Below are 21,227 nucleotides of genomic sequence, written 5' to 3' on the forward strand. Positions count from 1 at the left end.
GCCTCGGACAAAAACGGGGCTTTTTTAAACTGCTAAAACAGACTTTTAGATGAATGTAGGAACAAATCTATACCGATTAGAAAAAACAAGAATGCAGAACAACCTCTTCTCTTAAGATAAAAGGCAAGAAAAATAGACCGAAAAAATTCAAAACTTCAGTTTCAATTTTTAAAATCTGTTTTACTAACTTGAATATATCCACGTGCTGAAGCACAAAAACATTTACGCGACGACTTTAGCAATCTTATAAGCTTTTCAATGTTTTTTCTATCATCACTTAACAAGCTTTAGTCCAAGAAATGCTTTACCATTGTGATAAAATGAGGGACAGAAATAGGCTTTGACATATATTCTTCACATCCACTGGCACGAATTCGCTCCTCATCGCCTTTCATAGCAAAAGCTGTTACAGCAACAACGGGGATTGATCGAAGTTTTTCATCTTCTTTTAATTGTTTAATAACATCTATTCCAGAGACCTCTGGCAACTGGATATCCACAAGAATAAGAGATGGCATTGATGAACGCGCCAAATCTAATGCCATAAGACCATTACGCGTTTCAACGGTTTCATAACCACTCGCTTCTACAAGATCGCGAAATAACTTCATATTAAGCTCATTATCTTCCACGATCATGACTTTTTTTGACATTCGTATAACTCCACCCTTCTCAGATAAAATAGAGAAATAGAAATGAATCCACATTCTCTTTGCTTAAGATAAAATGATAAAATGAATTGTAAACCACAAAGAGATTAAAAGATTCCAATAAAAGCATTTTTGCAAATATTTGTAAGACGCATCGCTATACTTATTCAGTTCATCAACATAAAACCCACAAATAGTCGTAAGATTGTGTGACCTTGTATTTTTTGAGTTGATATACAAAGTTTATGGATGTCTCAATTAATGCATTCGCGTTTTCATCATAAAAAAATATCAACCACAAACTTAGCTCAAATGCGCATTTTGAAGAGGAAAAAATTTAAGTAAATTTAAAAAGCAACTGATTAGCTGAATTTAATGCACCATATACTGGCATCCACAAAACAATATCTTAATGATATAAAAGGATAAACTTATCAATGTCATTAAGAGTAAAAAAATAAATAAACCGTGATTAAATATCACGGTTTATTTAATATAAAACATTCAATAACAGAATAATTCAAAGTTTATCAAGGATAATATCTTTTAATTCAAAGCCCATGAACTATGAGCAAAAGCATCGAATGTTCTTCCACCTGTCTCTCTGTTAGGACTCGGCGGCTTTTTAGTAAAGAAATATACAAAATATGCGATTAAAGCAAAAATTGCTATCTCCATCCCCATTAAACCCGCGACTTTTTGGACATTTTTCTCACCCCCTTGTCCTCCAAACTGGCTAATAACCATATCAACAGCTTTAATAACTCTATTTTCCTGTGTCATTACAGAAATAAAACCAGCATTTTGAAATCTACCATTTAAAGAATCAGCATTGGCTCTTAAAATCTGTGAAAAGAAAATCGCTACTGCAACAAAACATACTATACAATGCTTGAATATTTTCATCATAACCACCTAATTACAATATTTAATAAAATAAATTTTCTTTACCGCCCCCTCTAAATAGAAAACATTCCATCATATATCGATAAATTATATTTATCTTCTTATAATAAAAATATAATACAAAATTTAATTAATAATTTTATTTTAATTGTTATTTTTGTATTATATTACACTTATAATATATCCGCTACATGTTTATTAATAATTGTCAATTATTTTATTTATACTTTACATTATGTATGTTTAATGATAAAAATATATTAAAAATAAAATTATTTTATTGTTTTTATTATAAATTTAGATTTATTATCATAAATATTATTATGATTTTATAATATAAAAAATATCAATATGTTGTTTTTTGTTACACGTAATATTTTTATTTTTTGTATAATATAGTAAAATAAATATTTTTATAAAATAATTTTTCCTTAGTATAGATTGAGAAAAAATATTTGCCCCAGCTACAATTAGCGTAAGCACCAGCTTAACTCTTTGATTGAAAAAGCTAAATTAGGTAAGATAAGGGATAACTTTGGTGAATGCGCCAAATCTAATGCCATAAGCTATTACACATTTCAACGATTTCACAGCCATGCGTTTCTACAAGAACGTGGAATAATTTTAATAAAGTTCATTGTCTTCCAGAATTATAACTTTCTAACATTAATATAATTCCACGACTTTAAGATAAAATGATTAAAAATATAAATCATAAAAAATTTAAATAACGTTGATATGGATAGATTATTTGCTAGCAAACAATCTTCTCTATTAAATCAGAGTGTTCACTATTGTGATATTTTAATCTCAATCACTACAACACTTCAATAACAGACTAAAATATAGATTCACTATAATCTTAAAATAAAAATTTTGGAATTGATCATACATACAATGAATGAACCGTAAAATACAAAAGTAATCATAACACTAGAAAATGAAAAAGCTTATCACTCTTGTTCACTATTCCTTCCTCTCTCATTTTTTCTGTGTTATTTTTAAAGTCTTGTAAAAGATATGAATTACATGCAAAAAAATTTAGCCCTTTGTAATCTCTACGCCATCAATCACATTAGTTTTATTAATGATAAGCAATAACATCTGTATAGCTCTAAGCTTAGAGAGCAACACCAGATTAAAGTATAATTTTTATTTATTGTAAAAGAGTATGTAAAACTCCATTTTACTCTTATCATTGTTAAGAAAAATTGAAAAATGAGCTTATTAATATTTAAAAAATAGAAAATATTTTTTACAAAATAATATATTATTTAATTACTTTTTAAAATAAACTATTTAAAATAATATAAATATATTATGTTTATATTGTATATGTTTAAATTGTATATTTTTAATTAAATAATAATATTTATAATAACACTAAAATATTACATAATAATTATCTTTATATTAAATATAATAAGAAATTTACAAGAAAAATCAAGTATAATTCTCTTTATTTACAAGAACAACAAAGAAATATATTTAATTATGTTATTGAACTCAGTTGCGTTGCCATCGTTTTTTCCTGCTTGGCTTAGTGGATCCTTTTATTTCCAAGCAATTATTAACTGAATTTTGACTGCTCAGCATGCTGAAAAATCTCTATGTGATTGTTGTCTTGATAATTGCTATCATGTTGTTTGGCGAAGCTCTTAGCTTTCTATCGGGCAACTTAAAAGCTTTATTCTGTCAATTTTCTTATTGTTTAAGCAAAAACTCATCCATGTAATAATATATTGAATGCACCAACAAAATCCGCACGAATAACCACATTCTGCACATATAAAAATTACCCATCTTTGACAATTTTTTAGCACTATAAACGCAACAAAAATAAATTTTGCTCGGAGGAGAAAGCACTACTAATATTGTACACCATCTTACCATTGGCTTGTGTCATCAAGCAGCCATCTAAACTCAAACTAATCTAAAACCAAGAAATTTAACTCTCTGATTTTTATTGTAAATTCTTTGCTCATAGCTATAGAAATACAACCGATTTTATGCATGAATATGTCTAATAAAAAATCTTCATGTGTAAATTTTACATGACTTATACCGCCAGCATAAATAACGATATTTTACAGTACGATAGAATTTTCACTCAATTTTTTATTTTTATAATCATGATGACTTTTATATTATCCCCCTAATCCATTAAATTTACGCATTGTTTTCTTATAACTTATGAAAGTCATGACCATGGAAAGAAAAGCGCTCAACAGAAGATATCCAATATTCCATTCGTCTTTACCAAGCAACAATGACACAGGCAAGGAAGCAGAAAAAGCCATGGGAAGCATAAACAAAAGCCATTTTACGATGCTTAAAGGATAAATTCCTATTGGCACAAATGAAAGCTCGTAAATCATTTCATGAAAATATTCGACAGGCATCTTACTGCTAATAATAAATGTTATAAAATTGAACATCATGAAAAAACAAATATTGACGATAAAAACACAAAATATTGCAACAATAAAAGAGATCCATCTTAGCTTAAGATCAGAAATATTCGGTAATGATACAAATAAATAGGCACTAACATAAAGGACAAAGAGCTTGATCAAATTAAGAGGTTTACACCAACCAAACAACATCAACAACCAAATTGAAACGGGCTTTATCAAGTATGGTTCAATTTTACCATCCGCTACTTTTTCAAAAAACGTTTCAATAGAATTAGTAAAAATATTCAAAAATATTCCAAGTAAAACAAAGACAACAAAGATAAAATGGATTTCATCTCTGCTATAGTTACCGATCTTTCCTGAAAAAGAAGATATTCTATCAATAAATATGAATTGAATAAAATAATAGCATAGAGAAAGAATAAACTCCCCAGCCAAATTCTTACCATAAACAATCTGTCGGCGGATATTCAGACTGATAAAATGAAGGATGATTTTCATCTCAACCACCTGCTCCATTATATGCTTTCATCCCTTTATTCCAAGCAATATAAATTAAGAATAAAAAACACAAAATATAAGTAAAACTTCCGAAAATAAACTGCTGAAACAACGCTAAATTTTGCGTCGCGAAAAACTCGGCAGGAGCTGATATCATGAAACGATAAGGATTAAATTGCATAAGCGGAATAAGCCACACCGGCCAAAAAGATGGTGGTAAAAGAACACCCCCAAGAAGCGCTGAACTGAGAATACTGAAAGAAAGTAATATATTGTACTCAATCACCCAAAAGCTTAATAAGGCAATTCCAAAAGAGATTAAAAAACAAAGCAATTGTGATAGAATAACAACCAGAAAAAAGAACAGAAAAGCGATGACCAATCCCAGAATATTTTCATAGGATAAAACAAGCTTAACAACAAAAAGAGCCAATAAGGGAATGCTATATAATACACTCTCCCCTAAAAAAGTAAAAAGCATTTGTGTCATATAACTAAAGGGCTTTGTAAGATATACTTCTAATTGACCTTCTTTAACATGATGAGAGAAAAACTTAATCACATTATAACCATTATTTAAGCGACCTAGGACTAAAGCAAAAGCATAATAATACATCATATCATAAAAGCTAAAGCCATTTATGGTGTTGCCCGTATCAGAGAAAAGTGCATTCCATAATAGAAGTTGAATAACAAATGGCGAAAGTGTCCCAATGATAATATCGGTAAAAAACATTGCTCTATCACTTAGAACAGTCAGTAATCCATTCTTGGCAAAAAGAAACATACCAAAGCAGTGGTTAGATAAATTCTTTAAATTTAACACGGAGCATCTCTTCAAGCGAGGGAGTGGATACAGAGAACGTACAGTTCAATTTGGTTGTAATTTCGCGTACAAAACGCGCAAAATCCTCACGGGGCAACGAAACCTCCAGCGAGCATTCTTCAGCGTTAAAGTGCTTATCTTTTAAAGGAGTAGATAATTTCAACGCAATCTCATCAATTTTTTCTACAACAGCTGAAGGTGCCGCCAAGTGTTCACAAAAAAGTGTCATTCTCACCAAAGAAGGAATGACATTTTTAAGCGCATGAAGATTACCATGAAACTGTTTTCTTTCCTTTATGCAAGAGAATAATATCATCGACGTATCCATCAATATCTCCCATATCATGACTTGTGATGATATACCCAGTGCCACGCTCCCTTTTCAGTTTTTTAAGAAGCTCCCTGATTTCATGCTTAGATGTAAGATCAAGACCAATACTTGGCTCATCGAGAAACAACAGTTTAGGTCTAAAGGAGAGATTAAATGCCAATTCACTTTTCACTCTCTCACCCAGACTAAGCATCCGCACTGGCTTATCCATAATATGCTCAAGACCCAGTAACTCAGCGATCTCTTTAAGATCACGGGTAAAAGAGGCGCGTTCAAGACCATATAATGGTTGAACCATATCCAGACTGTAGCGTAAGGGCAAATCCCACCATAAACAATTCTTATGACCAAAGACCACACCCAAAGACTTGAACAGATTTTTCTTCGCTTTATAAGGATCAACACCAAGGACTTTAACACATCCCTCATCAGCGTATTGTATACCAGAAAGTATTTTAATCAGTGTCGATTTACCCGCTCCGTTAGGGCCAAGAATTGCTAACGATTGCCCTGAAAAGAGGGTGAAACTCATATCTTTTAACACATAATGATTTGTATAATCCGGCTTGAAGAGAGAAAACACCTTGTTTTTAAAACCAATTTCTCTGTCAATGTTGCGATATATTTTTGAGACGTTATTAACGTCAATCAATAATGATCCCATCAGTCACTCCTAATTTCAACTTATCCCCCCTTTGAATGTTCCCATAATAAATATCTGTTTTTGTTCACTAGAAAAAACAAAAGTGTTCAAGCCCTCCCTAGAGCAATAAAACGCACCTGACGTTTTATCTCCAATTTTTTGTCTAGATATTTTTTCAATGTGATGAGTTCACTTCAATGAAGCATTAAGATACTAAAAACTTATTTCTTCTTTTATGAAAGATAATCTTTTGGATAAACTAAGTAAGTAGAAAAATAATTGGTCATTGAAAGGAGAGCTTTGCTAAGAAGGCTTCATTGTGTAAGCAAAGATACAAAGCATAAATCTATACTATAAGCATATCAAACCACATTGATAACAAAACAAAAATCCTTGACAACAGGAATTTTTTGAGAGGCTACTTTCCCTCAGCATTACTATAAAATGCCTCCATTATTCCCCATGAAAAAACTAAAATTGCTTTCACTATTTTAGTAAATATCTTTCAGATTTTATCTAACTCATCTCCCTCAACAGACACGCCTCCCCAATATATGACCTCTGTAGATAATTCAAAGGAGCAGCTTCATAAACTCAGATTATTAAACGATACATCATATCCAAAAATAACAATACAATCAATTATGGATAAAGATCTGTAGAAAGAAAGCCATGATATTCGAAAATTTCATCACTCAAAAACACAATTTTCTCATAGCGATTGACTTATCAAAAACTTTCTTCAAATGATGCCCTATTCATCTTATCAAATTTATAGACAAAATTTGTATCAATCAAAAAGAACAAATGAAGTTTGTTTAGTTGGTTTCAGCATCACTCTCATTAAAAGATAAAAGATTAAAACTTTGGACCATATGAGGTGGTAAAGGTGCAACAATGTCCAATATTCCTCCTGAAGGATGAGGAATACGAATACGACGTGCATGAAGATGAAGACGATTTTGAATTCCTCCTGGTAATGTCCAATTACTATCAGAAAAAAAATACTTTGTATCGCCAATGATCGGATGATCCATATGGGCAGCATGCACACGAAGCTGATGTGTTCTCCCTGTATAGGGTTCCATTTCAAGCCACGAAAGAGCCCGCCCTCGCGTATCTAAAACGCGATAGTAGGAAACCGCATGATGTGAATCTGGCTCCCCATGTTCACAAACACGCATTTTGTCACCTTGTGCAGTCATTTCCTTAACCATCCACGTTGAAATTTTGTCCTGCTTTTTTTTAGGCACACCCCGAACCAACGCCCAATAAGTCTTTTTTGTTTCTCGCGCTCTAAAAGCAGCAGTTAAGGACTGAGCAGCTCCCCTTGATCGCGCAACAATAAGCACACCCGACGTCTCACGATCAAGACGATGAACCAAACGCGGCTTTTCACCTTTTTTATTGCGCCATACCTCAAGCATACTATCCATATGACGTGTTAAACCAGAGCCTCCTTGTACAGCCAACCCAGCTGGTTTATTAAAAACAAATACCTTTGGATCTTCATAAAGCAGCATTTTTTTCAAAACGGTCCCATCATCCTGCCCACGAAGTGTTTTATCCGTTATTGAAAGATTTTCCTTGTCATTAATAGGGAGAGGTGGAATACGAACAGCTTGCCCTATACAAAGACGCGTATCGGCTTTAACACGTCCACTATCAACCCGTATCTGACCAGAACGCAACAATTTTTGCAAAGCTCCAAAACCAAGTCCTGGATAATGCACTTTAAACCAGCGATCTAAGCGCATTCCATTTTCATCTGCCTCAACTTTTTTTATTTCTATGCCTGCCATGAAAATTCCCTTACCTGATAATTTTATTGATCTATTTTTGCGCCTTTATAAACACAAAAATTCATATTTTAGTTGGTTTTATCACACCATATTACAGTTAGTATCCAAAATTTCCTTTTCTTAACGTCCAAATTTTATTAGCTAAAAACTAAGCGTTGTAAAAATCAACAGCCTTTACGCTTAATAGCGAATGGAGATAATTAACCGTGTCCTTATTCAAAACCTATGCACGTGTTCTCACTTACCTAAATAGAGAAAAAAATGCATCCCTTTTAATCTGTACCGCTAATGTTATATTAGCTATTATCACTATTGCAGAACCTATTTTATTTGGACAGGTTATTGATTCTATTACAGAAAAAACAGGTATCATCTCTACTCTTGCCATTTGGGTTTGTTTTGGACTTTCACATATTATTGCTTATGTCCTTGTTGCTCGCGGTGCTGACCGCTTAGCCCATAGACGCCGCTTAACGGTTTTAACGGAATCTTTCGAACGTATCATTGCCATGCCTTTAATTTGGCATCAACAACGTGGAACTTCCAACGCACTCCATACACTTTTGCGCGCAATAGATTCCATGTCAACCATATGGCTTGATTTTATGCGCCAACACCTCTCAACGCTTGTCGCCTTATTGGTTCTCATCCCCATAGCGTTTAATATGAATTGGCGTCTTTCAATAGTCTTGGTTGTGCTTGCCATCATTTATGTATTAATTGCACGTTTAGTGATGCGAAAAACAAAAGACGGACAAGCCGCTGTAGAATGCTATCATCATAACCTTTTTAAGCATGTCAGTGATTCAATCTCTAATGTTTCCATTGTACAAAGTTATAACCGAATAAAAGAAGAAACTTCCATACTGCATCAACATACAAATGCTCTTCTTAAAGCACAAAATCCTGTTCTCAATTGGTGGGCGCTCGCCAGTGGCTTAAATCGAATGGCTTCAACAATTTCAATCGTTTGTGTTCTTCTCCTTGGAGCTTTTTTTGTTGCAAAAGATCAATTACGAGTAGGTGAAGTCGTTGCTTTTGTTGGATTTGCACAACTCATGATTAGCCGCCTAGACCAAATGAGCAGTTTTATTAATTGTGCAATATCCTCACAAGCAAAACTGCAAGAATTTTTTGAAATGGAAGACTCAACCTTTCATATCAACGAACCGCAAAATCTTCCTTCCCTCCAAAATGTTAAAGGCGCCATACAATTTCATCACGTGACCTATCAATTCCAAAATTCTTCTCAAGGTGTTTTTGATATTTCCTTTGAAGTTAAAGCAGGACAAACTGTTGCGATTGTAGGACCAACAGGGGCTGGAAAAACAACATTGATCAATCTGTTGCAGCGCGTATACGACCCTACCCTTGGGCATATCTCCATTGATGGAATAAATATATGCTCAATCAATCGCGAATCTTTACGCAAATCTCTAGCAACAGTATTTCAAGACTCGGGTCTTTTCAACCGTACTATTCATGACAATATTTCAATAGGAAAAGCGAGCGCAACGAATGAAGAACTTTATGAAGCAGCAAAAATAGCAGAAGCTCACGATTTTATTCTAAAAAAAGCTGATTGTTATAACACAATAGTGGGCGAACGAGGATCTCAATTATCAGGTGGAGAAAAACAACGACTAGCAATTGCACGCGCTGTTTTAAAAAATGCCCCTATTCTCATTCTAGATGAAGCAACAAGCGCTCTTGATGTTGAAACAGAAGCACGAGTCAAAGATGCTCTCGATTGTATAAGCCATAACCGTACTACTTTTATTATAGCACATCGCCTCTCAACAGTACGCAATGCTGATGTGATACTCTTTCTGGATCATGGTCACTTAATGGAAAAAGGAAACTTTCAAGAATTAATCGATAGAGGGGGACGTTTCTCTAAATTTTTAAAGGCAAGTGGTTTAACAATCAAACCACCAAAAAGAGAAGGAGAAAATGTTATCCCCTTACATGAAGCCATAGCATCATAAAATTGATACTCTTTTCAAGCAAAAAAATCCTCCTCAGAATAACAAGAGTGCTTATATATGATACAAGTAAAAAGATTTCTAAAAATACCACAATCCATTTTAGGTATTTAAGAAAAATATTAAAACAGTCTAGTATTTTCTCTGCTATTGCAATTTTACTAGATTGGGACAAAAATATTTCCCTATATCTGTGAATATTGACGAGTATACATTCTCATTTAGGGAAAATGTAAAGGTAAAAACAATTTCCAGTTTTACCGTCTTCTTTTTACTCAGCTTTACGAATTTCAAAACGAACTAAAGAAATATCTTTTAAATAATGAATATTATGTATTGCGTTGCACTTTGTTTATCACTTTCTTTATAGTCCTCTCATAAAGAACAGAACATCATTGTTTTGCACATTCATATGACTTTTTTTAAGAAACATTTCTCAATGCTCTTAAGCCCATTTCACAACGACATTCGTGAGTGGTTTTGATTAATTTAACATACACAGAATTTGAAATAATAAAATCCTACGAATATTCGTAGCCCTTATTCAAAAGATAAAACGATAAATTATCATTATAACTCAATGTATTAAAGCAATTTTATCATAAATAAATAAATTAGATGTTAATCTAAATCTTTAGATTTATGTGATATTCCTTTGATTCATATTGATAATTCATTACTTTATAATATGAAATAAAGATTTATAAAGATAGGAGAATATTCCTTTCAAGACCTTTTAATAATAAACCAAAAAACTGTTTTCTTGTACATAACAAGCAAAATGAAAACAATAGCTCTAAGATATAACAACGCTTTTATAAGCCTTTTCAAGGAAAGAGATTTTATTCATTTGAAAACTAATCGAATAATGACAGCTTATAACTTTATAAGGATAATCGTATGCAATAAATCTTATATTTTTCTTTCATAAAAAGAGATGTTTCTTCAAAAAATCTATAAGAGCAACATAATAACTAGTCTCCCTAGTAAAAGAATACACAGCAAAGCATGAAGTGCTGCATAATCTATCTTATCTTAAAAAGGTGATTCCTGAAACGCTTGGAAGCTATAAAGCCAAATGATAAAGTGGTGATAAAGACAAACACTGTCTTTATCTTTACAATTGTATTTTCCCCAATTACGCTGTATCTGCATTTCAGAAATACACCAGACAGATATTCATGATACATAGATGCCAACCAAATATAACAATGTGAAAAACACCTATGCAGAATGATTTCATTCTTTAATTTTTTTCAAGAAAATCTTTTAGTGCCGCAAATGCCTCATCAGCTTTGTTCCCCTCAGGACCACCAGCCTGCGCCATATCAGGACGGCCACCTCCACCTTTACCACCAAGCATCGCTGAAAGAATACGAACGAGATCTACAGCATTTAATTTATCCGTTAAATCATCCGTAACACCGACAACAGCACTCCCTTTTCCATCCTCCGAGACACTAATAAAAGCAACCACTCCAGATCCAATTTGTTTTTTCTCAGAATCGACAAGCGCCTTAAGATCCCGTGGTAAAATATTTTTAACAACGCGTCCGGTAAAAGAAAACCCATTGATGATGATAATATCATCTTGGCTCCTTTCTGTTATTCCACCACTCAACATCATTTTCTTGCGTACATCATTCAATTCTTTTTCAAGTTTACGACGATCATCAAGCAAAATTCGCACCCGTTCTTCCACGCCAACAGAAGAAATTTTTAAAAGATCAGCAATTTCATGAATACGTTCATCTTGGCGGCTAAGATAAAGACGTGCTTCTTTGCCTGTTAAAGCTTCAATACGCCGCACTCCAGCTGAAACAGAACTTTCAGAAACAATATGAATCAAACCGATATCACCTGTTCGCTCCACATGTGTCCCTCCACAAAGCTCAATTGACCAACGCTTTTTTAATCTTCCCTGTTCAAGTGGCTCCCCCATAGAAACAACACGAACTTCATCACCATATTTTTCACCAAACAATGCCATGGCTCCTTCAGAAATGGCATCATCTACAGCCATGAGGCGCGTTATCACTCTACTATTTTGCAAAATAATCTCATTGGCTAAATCTTCTATTTTTTTCAATTCTTTTGGTGAAACAGATTTTGGATGTGAAAAATCAAAACGCAACCGATCTGGCGATACAAGAGAGCCCTTTTGTGTAACATGGTCCCCCAATGTTTGGCGTAAAGCTTCGTGTAACAAATGAGTAGCAGAGTGATTCGCACGAATTTTCTTACGACGAACAATATCAACCGTTAATTCTACACAATCAGACCTCGATGCCTGACCAGATTTCACCTCCCCAATATGGATAAAAACACCATCGCCCTTTCTTTGTGTATCATGCACCTTAAAAATAAAATTTTCACCAGAAATGATACCGCTATCACCAATTTGCCCACCAGATTCACCATAAAAAGGTGTCTGATTAACAACAAGCATAGCTTTCTGACCTGAAAAAATATGATCAACAATTTTACCATCACACACAAGAGCTGTAAGAATACCTTTCGCTGTCTCAGTTTCATAACCTAAAAATTCTGTGGCCCCCACTTGATCACGAACAGAAAACCAGATTTTCTCTGTTACAGCTTCTCCAGAACCAGACCAATTGGCACGTGCTTCCTCTTTTTGGCGTTCCATCGCTTTATCAAAAGCACCAACATCAACAGAGATTCCTCGACGACGAAGAACATCTTGCGTCAAATCAAGCGGAAAACCATAGGTATCATAGAGCTTGAAAGCAACTTCACCATTCAAATAGTCCCCTTCTTTAAGATCGGTACTTGCTTCGTTCAACAAACCAAGTCCTCGTTCAAGCGTTTTACGAAAACGTATTTCTTCTAACCTTAAAGTTTCTGAAACCAAAGATTCAGCACGCACCAACTCAGGATAAGCTTGTCCCATTTCGCGAATTAAAGCAGGCAAAAGTCGCCACATTAAGGGCTCTTTAGCACCAAGAAGATGCGCATGACGCATAGCACGACGCATAATACGACGTAAAACATATCCTCTTCCTTCATTAGAAGGAAGCACACCATCAGCAATCAAAAATGCAGATGAGCGAAGATGATCAGCAATGACACGATGGCTGGCAATAAAATCACCCTTTGCCTCAATCCCTGTAATTTCTTCTGACGCGTCAATTAATGCACGAAAAAGATCAATGTCATAATTATCATGAACGCTCTGTAAAACAGCTGCAATACGCTCTAACCCCATACCGGTATCAATAGAAGGATGAGGTAAGTTAACACGTTCTTCCTTGGAAACTTGCTCATACTGCATAAAAACAAGATTCCAAATCTCAATAAAGCGATCCCCATCTTCATTAGCACTTCCAGGAGGACCGCCCCAGATTTCATCACCATGATCATAAAAAATCTCCGAACAAGGCCCACAAGGGCCTGTTTCTCCCATCGACCAAAAATTATCAGCCGTCGCAATACGGACAATTTTTTCATCTGGAAGACCAGAAATTTTACGCCACAGTTCAGCAGCAACATCATCACTCTGATAAACTGTCACCAACAATTTATCTTTTGGCAGGCAAAATTCCTTTGTTAAAAGATTCCATGATAAAAAAATAGCTTCTTCCTTGAAATAATCACCGAAAGAAAAATTACCCAGCATTTCAAAAAATGTATGATGGCGCGCCGTATAACCAACATTATCAAGATCATTATGCTTTCCACCCGCACGAACACATTTTTGTGCCGTTGTTGCCTGCGTATAAGAAGGTTGTTCAAGTCCAGTAAAAACATTTTTAAACTGCACCATCCCTGCATTTGTAAACATAAGTGTAGGATCATTCCGCGGAACAAGCGGACTAGAAGAAAGAACTTTATGCCCATTACGATGAAAATAATCCAAAAATATTGACCGAATATTATTAACACTATTCATGTTGACACCTGCTCAATACAGCACAAAACCATAAAAGAAAAATCCCCCTCATTAAATCCTCTTCGCCACGCATGGAGTCAATTTAATCAAAAATGGAATATTTGTTTTAAAAAATTGAGAAAAAACGACTGCGTATTTAAAAATTCAAACAAAAAAACAGAAAAATCTTAAAGGAAAAAAATTATAAACGAAAAAAACGCCCCATCAAATGGCTTCATCACTTTCTATATTTTCTGACCCTGCATTTTCTAACAATTCAATCGCAATCAAACCAGCATTTTGGCGCAAAGCTGCTTCAATCTCTGTAGCTATTTCCACATGTTCACGTAAAAACTGCTTTGCATTCTCACGCCCCTGCCCTAAACGCTGAGAATTATAAGAAAACCATGCACCAGATTTTTCCACAACACCAACCTTGACACCCAAATCAATCAATTCACCTACTTTGGAAATACCTTCACCATAAATAATATCAAACTCAACCTGTTTGAATGGAGGTGCCAATTTATTTTTCACCACTTTAACGCGCGTCTGATTACCAACGATTGAATCCCTATCTTTAATGGATCCAATGCGACGAATATCTAAACGAACAGAAGCATAAAACTTTAAAGCGTTTCCACCCGTTGTCGTTTCAGGAGAACCAAACATTACACCAATTTTCATGCGAATTTGATTAATAAAAACAACCATACAGTTAGAGCGAAAAATTGCTGCGGTTAATTTTCGTAACGCTTTACTCATTAACCGAGCTTGCAATCCGGGCAAAGCATCACCCATTTCACCGTCAATTTCTGCTCGCGGTGTTAAAGCTGCGACAGAATCCACAACAAGCACATCAACGGCACCAGAACGAACCAACGTTTCTGTAATTTCCAATGCCTGTTCACCGGTATCTGGCTGAGAAATGAACAAGTTTTCTAAATCAACACCAAGCTTACGCGCATAAATAGGATCAAGCGCATGCTCTGCATCAATAAAAGCACAAATCCCACCACCTTTCTGTGCCTCAGCAATAGCATGGAGAGCCAATGTTGTTTTCCCAGAACTTTCTGGTCCATAAATCTCAACAATACGCCCCTTCGGTAATCCACCAATCCCTAAAGCAATATCCAAGGATAACGACCCTGTTGGAATTGTTTCAATTTCAACAACCTGCTCTTTTTGCCCAAGACGCATAATCGAGCCTTTACCAAAAGAACGTTCAATTTGTGAGAGAGCAGCATCGAGAGCTTTTGTTTTATCCACGATTATATCCTTGACCGAATCCATAATAACCTAAAACTTTAGTGTACACTGTACTTTTAATTTAACTAAAGGCTTGTGTTTAGATTTTCACAGACTATTTCCATTCCTATCTCCACATTATGTCCATAAACATTCATGACCATCACAATAAAGAATTGGCATTGCTTATCTTATGACACATAATAAACTTCAATAAAGTAATATCTCTATGGGAGCATAGTTAACATATTTATATCTCTCTAGAAAAGGAACAATTTAATTTTAAACACAATGTTCTACAACCCTTCTGCTTATCCCTTTGATTAAATACTTGAGAGACTAAGAATTCTCCCACTATTGATCACACAAAAAACGCATCATCAATCAACCTCATACCCTATTGCATCGAAGAACAAAACGCTATTGTGTTGCATATTCATGCACTTGATTTAAGAAACATCTCTCAAAACTTCCAAGCTCATTTTGTGACAACACCTATGAATGTGGTATACTGCAAAACCCTTTAGGCACCACCATCTTTACTCTATAGAAGGAGCAAGCCGGCACCATCACACTATTTATCATCACCCAATGTTGCGACAGCTCTCGGCACTTGAGACGATTCATAAGAGGGATTTTTAGTCCTTTCTTGTACAGTTTTTATCACACGCTAATCCTGCTTGTAACATGCAAGCGAATAACTTGATTGCTTCAACAAATAACAGACTTGGGATGAGAGAAATTTACGGTATTTGAAACTTTCATTCAACTTACGAAACAGTCAATTATCATTATAAGTCAATATATTATTTAATAAAAACCAAAAAAAATAAAGCAGCTTAAAAGTTGAATGACATATTTAAATTTGAAAAAATATGCAATTTTGGAGATATCAAAAAAAAATCTCTACAAGCAATGCAATAAATGTTTAAAATATAAGCTAAATTTCTCATACAATAACATAAGAGATCAATAAAAAACGTATTTCAACTCAAATTTTATTTTGATCTTTACGTTTTTTGCGCAACTGTTGCCACCACTCAAGACGTTTCACAATTTCACGCTCAAAACCACGCTCAACTGGTTTATAATAACTCTGACGCCCAAGTTTTTCGGGAAAATATTCTTGTCCTGAAAAAGCATCTGGTTCATCATGGTCATAACAATAACCACTTCCATACCCTTCTTCCTTCATAAATTTCGTAGGAGCATTAAGAATATGCTTAGGAGGTGGTAAAGAGCCATTTTTGCGTGCACAACGCAGTGCTGCTTTATACGCAAGATATGCTGCATTTGACTTTGGCGCAGTTGCAACATAAAGACATGCTTGCGCCAAAGCCAATTCTCCTTCTGGTGATCCTAAATAATCATAGGCATCTTTTGCTGCATTACAAATGACAAGAGCTTGAGGATCCGCCAAACCAACATCTTCAACGGACATACGAACCAATCTTCGCCCAATATAGAGAGGATCTTCACCAGCATCCAACATACGTGCCAAATAATAAAGCGCAGCATCAGGATCAGATCCACGAACGGATTTATGCAACGCTGAAATGAGATTATAATGCCCATCTCGTCCTTTATCATAAATAGGCGCACGACGCTGAATAACTTTTTGCAAAGCAACAACATCAAGAATCTCTCCCAATGGTGCAATAGACCAAACTTCCTCTGCCAATGTTAACGCAACCCGCGCATCACCATCAGACATCTCTATCAAAACGTCTCTGGCATCATTATCCAAGGGAAGAGTTTTTCCCTCCACTTCTTCAGCACGCCTCAAAAGCATGTCCAAACTTTCATGATCATGAGAAAGAAATGTTAAAACACGTGCACGCGAAAGAAGGGCAGCATTCAGTTCAAAAGAAGGATTTTCGGTTGTTGCACCTATAAGTACCACAGTACCCTCTTCCATCACAGAAAGAAAACTATCCTGCTGTGCACGATTAAACCGATGAATTTCATCAACAAAGAGAAGTGTTTTATCCCCAGATATAAAACGCCTCTGCGCAACTTCAAAAATCTTTTTAAGTTCAGAAACTCCTGTAAAAATAGCAGAAACCTGTTCAAACGCGAAATTTGTTTCAAGGGCTAACAAACGTGCCACGGTCGTTTTTCCCGTCCCTGGAGGTCCCCAAAAAATCATCGATCCAATTGAGCCTGTTGCCGCCATACGTGAAAGCAAACCATCCTCTCCAATCAAATGCTTTTGTCCCACAACATCATTGAGAGAACAAGGGCGCATTCTTTCTGCTAGTGGCTGATTTTTATTAACTTGAAAATCAAACGACGAAGTAAAAAAATCTTTCTTCAAAAAAAACCTCAACGAATAAATTGGCGAATATACATACCATCACGTTCATATTCCAATTGCCACATATTTGAGCGACCTTGCATAAGAACCTTTTTCAACTGATGAACTGTTTGAATTTTATGGCCATTTACAACACGTAGAATATCTCCTGACTGAAAAATTCCAGCTGCATTGCTCATTTCCTCAAGATTGGTAATCACAACCCCTTTTGCAGATATAGGAAGATGAAAACGTCGACTATTTTGCGGTGTTAAATCTAACACCTCAGCACCAGCAAGAGGACTGTCACCCGTAATTTTTTCAGATTTTAAAAATGCAGTTTCTGATATCGATGAAACTGTTATTTGTGTTTTTAAAGTTTTTCCACTTCGTAAATATTCCAAAGCAAGACTATGCTCAACGTCAGCTGTCATCAAACGATACCCAAGACTATCTGGGCTGTCAACGCGTACCCCCTGCACACTCAAAATAACATCACCTACTTTCAATCCAGCTTTTTCAGCAGGACTATCTTTGATAACTTCAATAATCAGAGCACCATAGGGACGTTCTAAACCTAAACCACCAGCAATATCAGGTGTAACATTTTGAAAAGAAGCCCCAATATAAGGCGGCACAAAATATTTTCCACCGCGTTTAACAGTATCAAGCATTACTTTTACAAGATTAACTGGAATAGCAAAACCAATCCCTACAGAACCACCGGAACGCGAATAAATAGCCGTATTAATTCCGATTAACTGACCTTTCATATCAATTAAAGCGCCACCAGAATTCCCTGGATTAATGGCTGCGTCTGTTTGAATAAAAAAGTCAAAATCAGAAATCCCAACACGTGTACGCGCTTGCGCTGAAACAATACCACTTGTAACTGTTTGACCAACACCAAAAGGATTACCAATAGCAAGAACAAGATCACCAACTTCAACAGTATCAGAATTTCCCAAAGAAAGAACCGGAAATTGAGCATCTTTTTCCTTAACTTCAAGAATTGCAATATCAGTTGCTTCATCTTTGAGCACGACCTTACTCTCAAACTCCCGTCCATCAGAAAAAGCCACTTTAATTTCGCTTGCATCTTTAATGACGTGGTAATTTGTAACGATCAAACCACGTGCATCAACAATCACCCCTGATCCTAATGACGATTGCTTACGAACAGGAAATTTATTTTGAAAACGACCAAAAAATTGCTCAAAAAATGGATCGCCTTCAAAAGGTGATCGAGCTCTAATTTGTCGAGCTGCATAAATATTTACAACAGATGGAACTGTCTTTTTAACTAAAGGAGCAAATGAAAGAGTGATTTCTGTTTGTGTTTGAGGAACATGAGCATATACATGATCAAATGATATCTGCATCATAATTACAAAAAAAATCCGCACCCAAAAAGAACACCTCATAATCCACTCCTTATAAAATCAGCACATTCTGTTGAAGATTAATAGAATAAAAAAACGTATCCCCGCAAATTAAGGACCTCTATTAATATTTCATAATAGAGAATAAAAACAACCTATTTGAACAATAAATATTATAAAAATAAGATAATTCAATATTCTATAATTTTCTCTCTGCACCTATTTCTCAACTAAAACAAACTTAAAAATGCTCACAAAAAAACCGCCCAAGACAAGGCGGCCTTTAAAAATCCAACAGAATAAAAAAACTCTAAGAAGATGTTCCCTTTTCATTCTCAGAAGCTTCCATGCGAGCACGATCCCCAGCACCCTTCGCTTCAACATCACGATCAACAAATTCTATAACAGCCATAGGCGCATTATCACCGGTACGAAACCCCGCTTTCATAATACGCAAATACCCACCGTTGCGTGATTCATAACGTGGCGCAAGCGTATCAAATAATTTCGCAACCTTTCCTGCATCACGAAGTGCTGCAATAGCTTGCCGACGCGCATGCAAACCACCACGCTTACCAAGAGTAACAAGTTTTTCAACAATAGGACGAATTTCTTTAGCTTTTGGAAGCGTTGTCACAATCTGCTCATGCTCGATCAACGAAGTTGCCATATTTGCAAACATCGCTTTACGGTGACTGGCAGTACGGTTCAACTTGCGTCCTGACTTACTATGGCGCATAAGCCCTCTCCTTAGATTCTAATTTTAATATTGATCTTCATAACGTTTTGCAAGATCATCAATGTTTTCAGGCGGCCACGCAGGAATCTCCATCCCAAGATGTAAACCCATACACGCCAAAACTTCTTTAATCTCATTCAACGATTTGCGACCAAAGTTCGGTGTCCGAAGCATTTCAGATTCTGTTTTCTGAATCAGATCACCAATATAGACAATATTATCATTCTTAAGACAATTTGCCGAACGAACTGAAAGTTCTAATTCATCCACTTTTTTGAGAAGAGCAGGATTAAAAGAAAGCTCAGAATCAGCCTCTTCAACAGGCTCCTTCTGTGGCTCTTCAAAGTTAATAAATAACGATAATTGATCCTGAAGAATGCGTGCTGCAAAAGCAACAGCATCCTCACCATTAACAGCACCGTTTGTTTCAATCGTGAGCGTTAATTTATCATAATCGAGAACTTGACCTTCGCGTGTATTTTCTACTTTATAAGATACCTTACGGATCGGTGAATAAAGACTATCAATTGGAATAAGCCCTATACGTGCATCATCAACACAATTACGATCAGATGGAACATACCCCTTTCCTGTGTTGACAATAAATTCCATACGAATTTCAGCTTCTTCATCAAGAGTACAAATAACATGATCTGGATTTAGAATTTCCATATCCCCAACTGTACTGATATCTCCCGCTTTCACGACACCAGGCCCCTCTTTATAAACGACGACACGTTTAGGACCTTCTTCTTCCATACGAAGCGCAATTTCTTTTATATTCAGAATAATATCCGTAACATCCTCACGCACACCTGGAATCGATGAAAATTCATGCAAGACACCGTCAATCTGCACAGCAGTAATAGCAGCACCACGAAGCGAAGATAACAAAACGCGACGAAGCGCATTTCCTAACGTTAAACCAAAACCACGCTCAAGAGGTTCAGCAATCACACTTATAATATTTGGATTATCATGTGCACATGATTCAACCTTATTGGGTTTAATAAGTTCCTGCCAGTTTTTCTGGATCATATTTTTATTCCCGTTCTTTAGTTCCGTTACCATTCAATCGTAACGACCAATGTGAACATCAGAGAAATCTCCGACAACAAAAAACAACACCCAATTAAACACGCCGCCTTTTCCGCGGACGACATCCATTATGAGGAATTGGTGTTACATCGCGAATAGAAGTAATGACAAAACCAACAGATTGCAATGCTCGTAGAGCAGATTCACGCCCTGATCCAGGTCCACAAACTTCAACTTCCAAAGAACGCATACCATGCTCTTGCGCTTTTCTTGCACAATCCTCCGCAGCAACTTGAGCAGCAAAAGGTGTCGATTTACGCGCACCTTTAAACCCCTGAGCTCCCGCAGATGACCAAGCAATTGCATTACCCTGAGCATCAGTAATAGTAATCATTGTGTTATTAAATGTTGAATTAATATGAACAACACCCGATGAAATATTTTTACGTTCGCGACGACGAACACGTGTGGCTTCCTTGGCCATAATTTCCCTTTCAACGATCTCATCACTGCCGTAACATCAGCAGCTCCACCTTTTTTTTCCTTGTCAAACAAATCAAACAAGAAAAAG

At 35.6% G+C, this 21,227-nt stretch carries 15 protein-coding genes; 1 reads left to right on the plus strand and 14 read right to left on the minus strand.

Features of this window, described 5'->3' with window-relative positions; genetic code table 11:
- Positions 1 to 287 precede the first annotated feature (287 nt).
- The 7 genes from ACFIME_RS05600 to ACFIME_RS05630 form a co-directional block, all read right to left on the minus strand.
- Entirely contained in the window at positions 288 to 653 is a 366-nt protein-coding gene (locus tag ACFIME_RS05600; RefSeq protein ID WP_345096953.1) for a response regulator, read from the minus strand.
- Between the two features lie 543 nt (positions 654 to 1,196).
- On the minus strand, positions 1,197 to 1,556 hold the full coding sequence (locus ACFIME_RS05605) for a hypothetical protein (RefSeq protein ID WP_375684627.1): 360 nt from the start codon (positions 1,554 to 1,556) through the stop codon (positions 1,197 to 1,199).
- Between the two features lie 2,147 nt (positions 1,557 to 3,703).
- Complete coding sequence (locus ACFIME_RS05610; RefSeq protein WP_375662247.1) at positions 3,704 to 4,492, minus strand: ABC-2 family transporter protein; 789 nt, start codon at positions 4,490 to 4,492, stop codon at positions 3,704 to 3,706.
- Positions 4,476 to 5,300, minus strand: a complete 825-nt coding sequence (locus ACFIME_RS05615; protein WP_375634737.1) for an ABC-2 family transporter protein — start codon at positions 5,298 to 5,300, stop codon at positions 4,476 to 4,478. Before ACFIME_RS05615 ends, ACFIME_RS05610 begins: the two co-directional genes overlap by 17 nt.
- Complete coding sequence (locus ACFIME_RS05620; protein WP_375684628.1) at positions 5,275 to 5,628, minus strand: hypothetical protein; 354 nt, start codon at positions 5,626 to 5,628, stop codon at positions 5,275 to 5,277. The genes ACFIME_RS05615 and ACFIME_RS05620 overlap by 26 nt, the downstream gene beginning before the upstream one ends.
- Entirely contained in the window at positions 5,570 to 6,295 is a 726-nt protein-coding gene (locus tag ACFIME_RS05625; RefSeq protein WP_375684629.1) for an ATP-binding cassette domain-containing protein, read from the minus strand. The genes ACFIME_RS05620 and ACFIME_RS05625 overlap by 59 nt, the downstream gene beginning before the upstream one ends.
- A 797-nt stretch (positions 6,296 to 7,092) precedes the next feature.
- A complete protein-coding gene (locus ACFIME_RS05630; protein WP_375633788.1) occupies positions 7,093 to 8,076 on the minus strand; it encodes an RluA family pseudouridine synthase in 984 nt (327 codons plus the stop codon).
- A 206-nt stretch (positions 8,077 to 8,282) separates the two neighbouring features.
- Here ACFIME_RS05630 and ACFIME_RS05635 point away from each other — a divergent pair, with 206 nt between their 5' ends.
- Positions 8,283 to 10,064 carry a glucan ABC transporter ATP-binding protein/ permease gene (locus ACFIME_RS05635; RefSeq protein ID WP_375684630.1) on the plus strand — a complete coding sequence of 594 codons (1,782 nt, stop codon included), beginning with the start codon at positions 8,283 to 8,285 and terminating at the stop codon, positions 10,062 to 10,064.
- A gap of 1,243 nt (positions 10,065 to 11,307) precedes the next feature.
- Here ACFIME_RS05635 and alaS read toward each other — a convergent pair.
- The 7 genes from alaS to rpsK form a co-directional block, all read right to left on the minus strand.
- Positions 11,308 to 13,974: an alanine--tRNA ligase gene (gene alaS, locus ACFIME_RS05640; protein WP_375684631.1), complete on the minus strand. Its 2,667-nt coding sequence runs from the start codon at positions 13,972 to 13,974 to the stop codon at positions 11,308 to 11,310.
- Between the two features lie 204 nt (positions 13,975 to 14,178).
- A complete protein-coding gene (gene recA / locus ACFIME_RS05645) occupies positions 14,179 to 15,222 on the minus strand; it encodes a recombinase RecA (protein WP_273791424.1) in 1,044 nt (347 codons plus the stop codon).
- Positions 15,223 to 16,192: 970 nt separating this feature from the next.
- On the minus strand, positions 16,193 to 17,518 hold the full coding sequence (locus ACFIME_RS05650) for a replication-associated recombination protein A (RefSeq protein ID WP_375662253.1): 1,326 nt from the start codon (positions 17,516 to 17,518) through the stop codon (positions 16,193 to 16,195).
- An 8-nt stretch (positions 17,519 to 17,526) separates the two neighbouring features.
- Positions 17,527 to 18,921, minus strand: coding sequence for a DegQ family serine endoprotease (locus ACFIME_RS05655; RefSeq protein WP_375617731.1), 1,395 nt, complete (start codon positions 18,919 to 18,921; stop codon positions 17,527 to 17,529).
- A gap of 268 nt (positions 18,922 to 19,189) precedes the next feature.
- Positions 19,190 to 19,618, minus strand: coding sequence for a 50S ribosomal protein L17 (rplQ, locus tag ACFIME_RS05660; protein ID WP_375684632.1), 429 nt, complete (start codon positions 19,616 to 19,618; stop codon positions 19,190 to 19,192).
- A gap of 24 nt (positions 19,619 to 19,642) precedes the next feature.
- Positions 19,643 to 20,656, minus strand: a complete 1,014-nt coding sequence (locus tag ACFIME_RS05665) for a DNA-directed RNA polymerase subunit alpha (RefSeq protein WP_375611485.1) — start codon at positions 20,654 to 20,656, stop codon at positions 19,643 to 19,645.
- 94 nt (positions 20,657 to 20,750) lie between these two features.
- On the minus strand, positions 20,751 to 21,140 hold the full coding sequence (rpsK, locus tag ACFIME_RS05670; protein ID WP_007347762.1) for a 30S ribosomal protein S11: 390 nt from the start codon (positions 21,138 to 21,140) through the stop codon (positions 20,751 to 20,753).
- Positions 21,141 to 21,227 lie beyond the last annotated feature (87 nt).

It is taken from the genome of Bartonella sp. AP1QHHD, from assembly GCF_042196265.1.
In the GTDB taxonomy this organism is placed as follows: Bacteria; Pseudomonadota; Alphaproteobacteria; order Rhizobiales; family Rhizobiaceae; genus Bartonella.

Coding starts and splice junctions, on each gene's coding strand:
- ACFIME_RS05600 (WP_345096953.1), bottom strand. CDS start 653: ATGTCAAAAAAAGTCATGATCGTGGAAGATAATGAGCTTAATATGAAG.
- ACFIME_RS05605 (WP_375684627.1), bottom strand. CDS start 1,556: ATGAAAATATTCAAGCATTGTATAGTATGTTTTGTTGCAGTAGCGATT.
- ACFIME_RS05610 (WP_375662247.1), bottom strand. CDS start 4,492: ATGGAGCAGGTGGTTGAGATGAAAATCATCCTTCATTTTATCAGTCTG.
- ACFIME_RS05620 (WP_375684628.1), bottom strand. CDS start 5,628: ATGGATACGTCGATGATATTATTCTCTTGCATAAAGGAAAGAAAACAG.
- ACFIME_RS05625 (WP_375684629.1), bottom strand. CDS start 6,295: ATGGGATCATTATTGATTGACGTTAATAACGTCTCAAAAATATATCGC.
- ACFIME_RS05630 (WP_375633788.1), bottom strand. CDS start 8,076: ATGGCAGGCATAGAAATAAAAAAAGTTGAGGCAGATGAAAATGGAATG.
- alaS (WP_375684631.1), bottom strand. CDS start 13,974: ATGAATAGTGTTAATAATATTCGGTCAATATTTTTGGATTATTTTCAT.
- ACFIME_RS05655 (WP_375617731.1), bottom strand. CDS start 18,921: ATGAGGTGTTCTTTTTGGGTGCGGATTTTTTTTGTAATTATGATGCAG.
- rplQ (WP_375684632.1), bottom strand. CDS start 19,618: ATGCGCCATAGTAAGTCAGGACGCAAGTTGAACCGTACTGCCAGTCAC.
- ACFIME_RS05665 (WP_375611485.1), bottom strand. CDS start 20,656: ATGATCCAGAAAAACTGGCAGGAACTTATTAAACCCAATAAGGTTGAA.
- rpsK (WP_007347762.1), bottom strand. CDS start 21,140: ATGGCCAAGGAAGCCACACGTGTTCGTCGTCGCGAACGTAAAAATATT.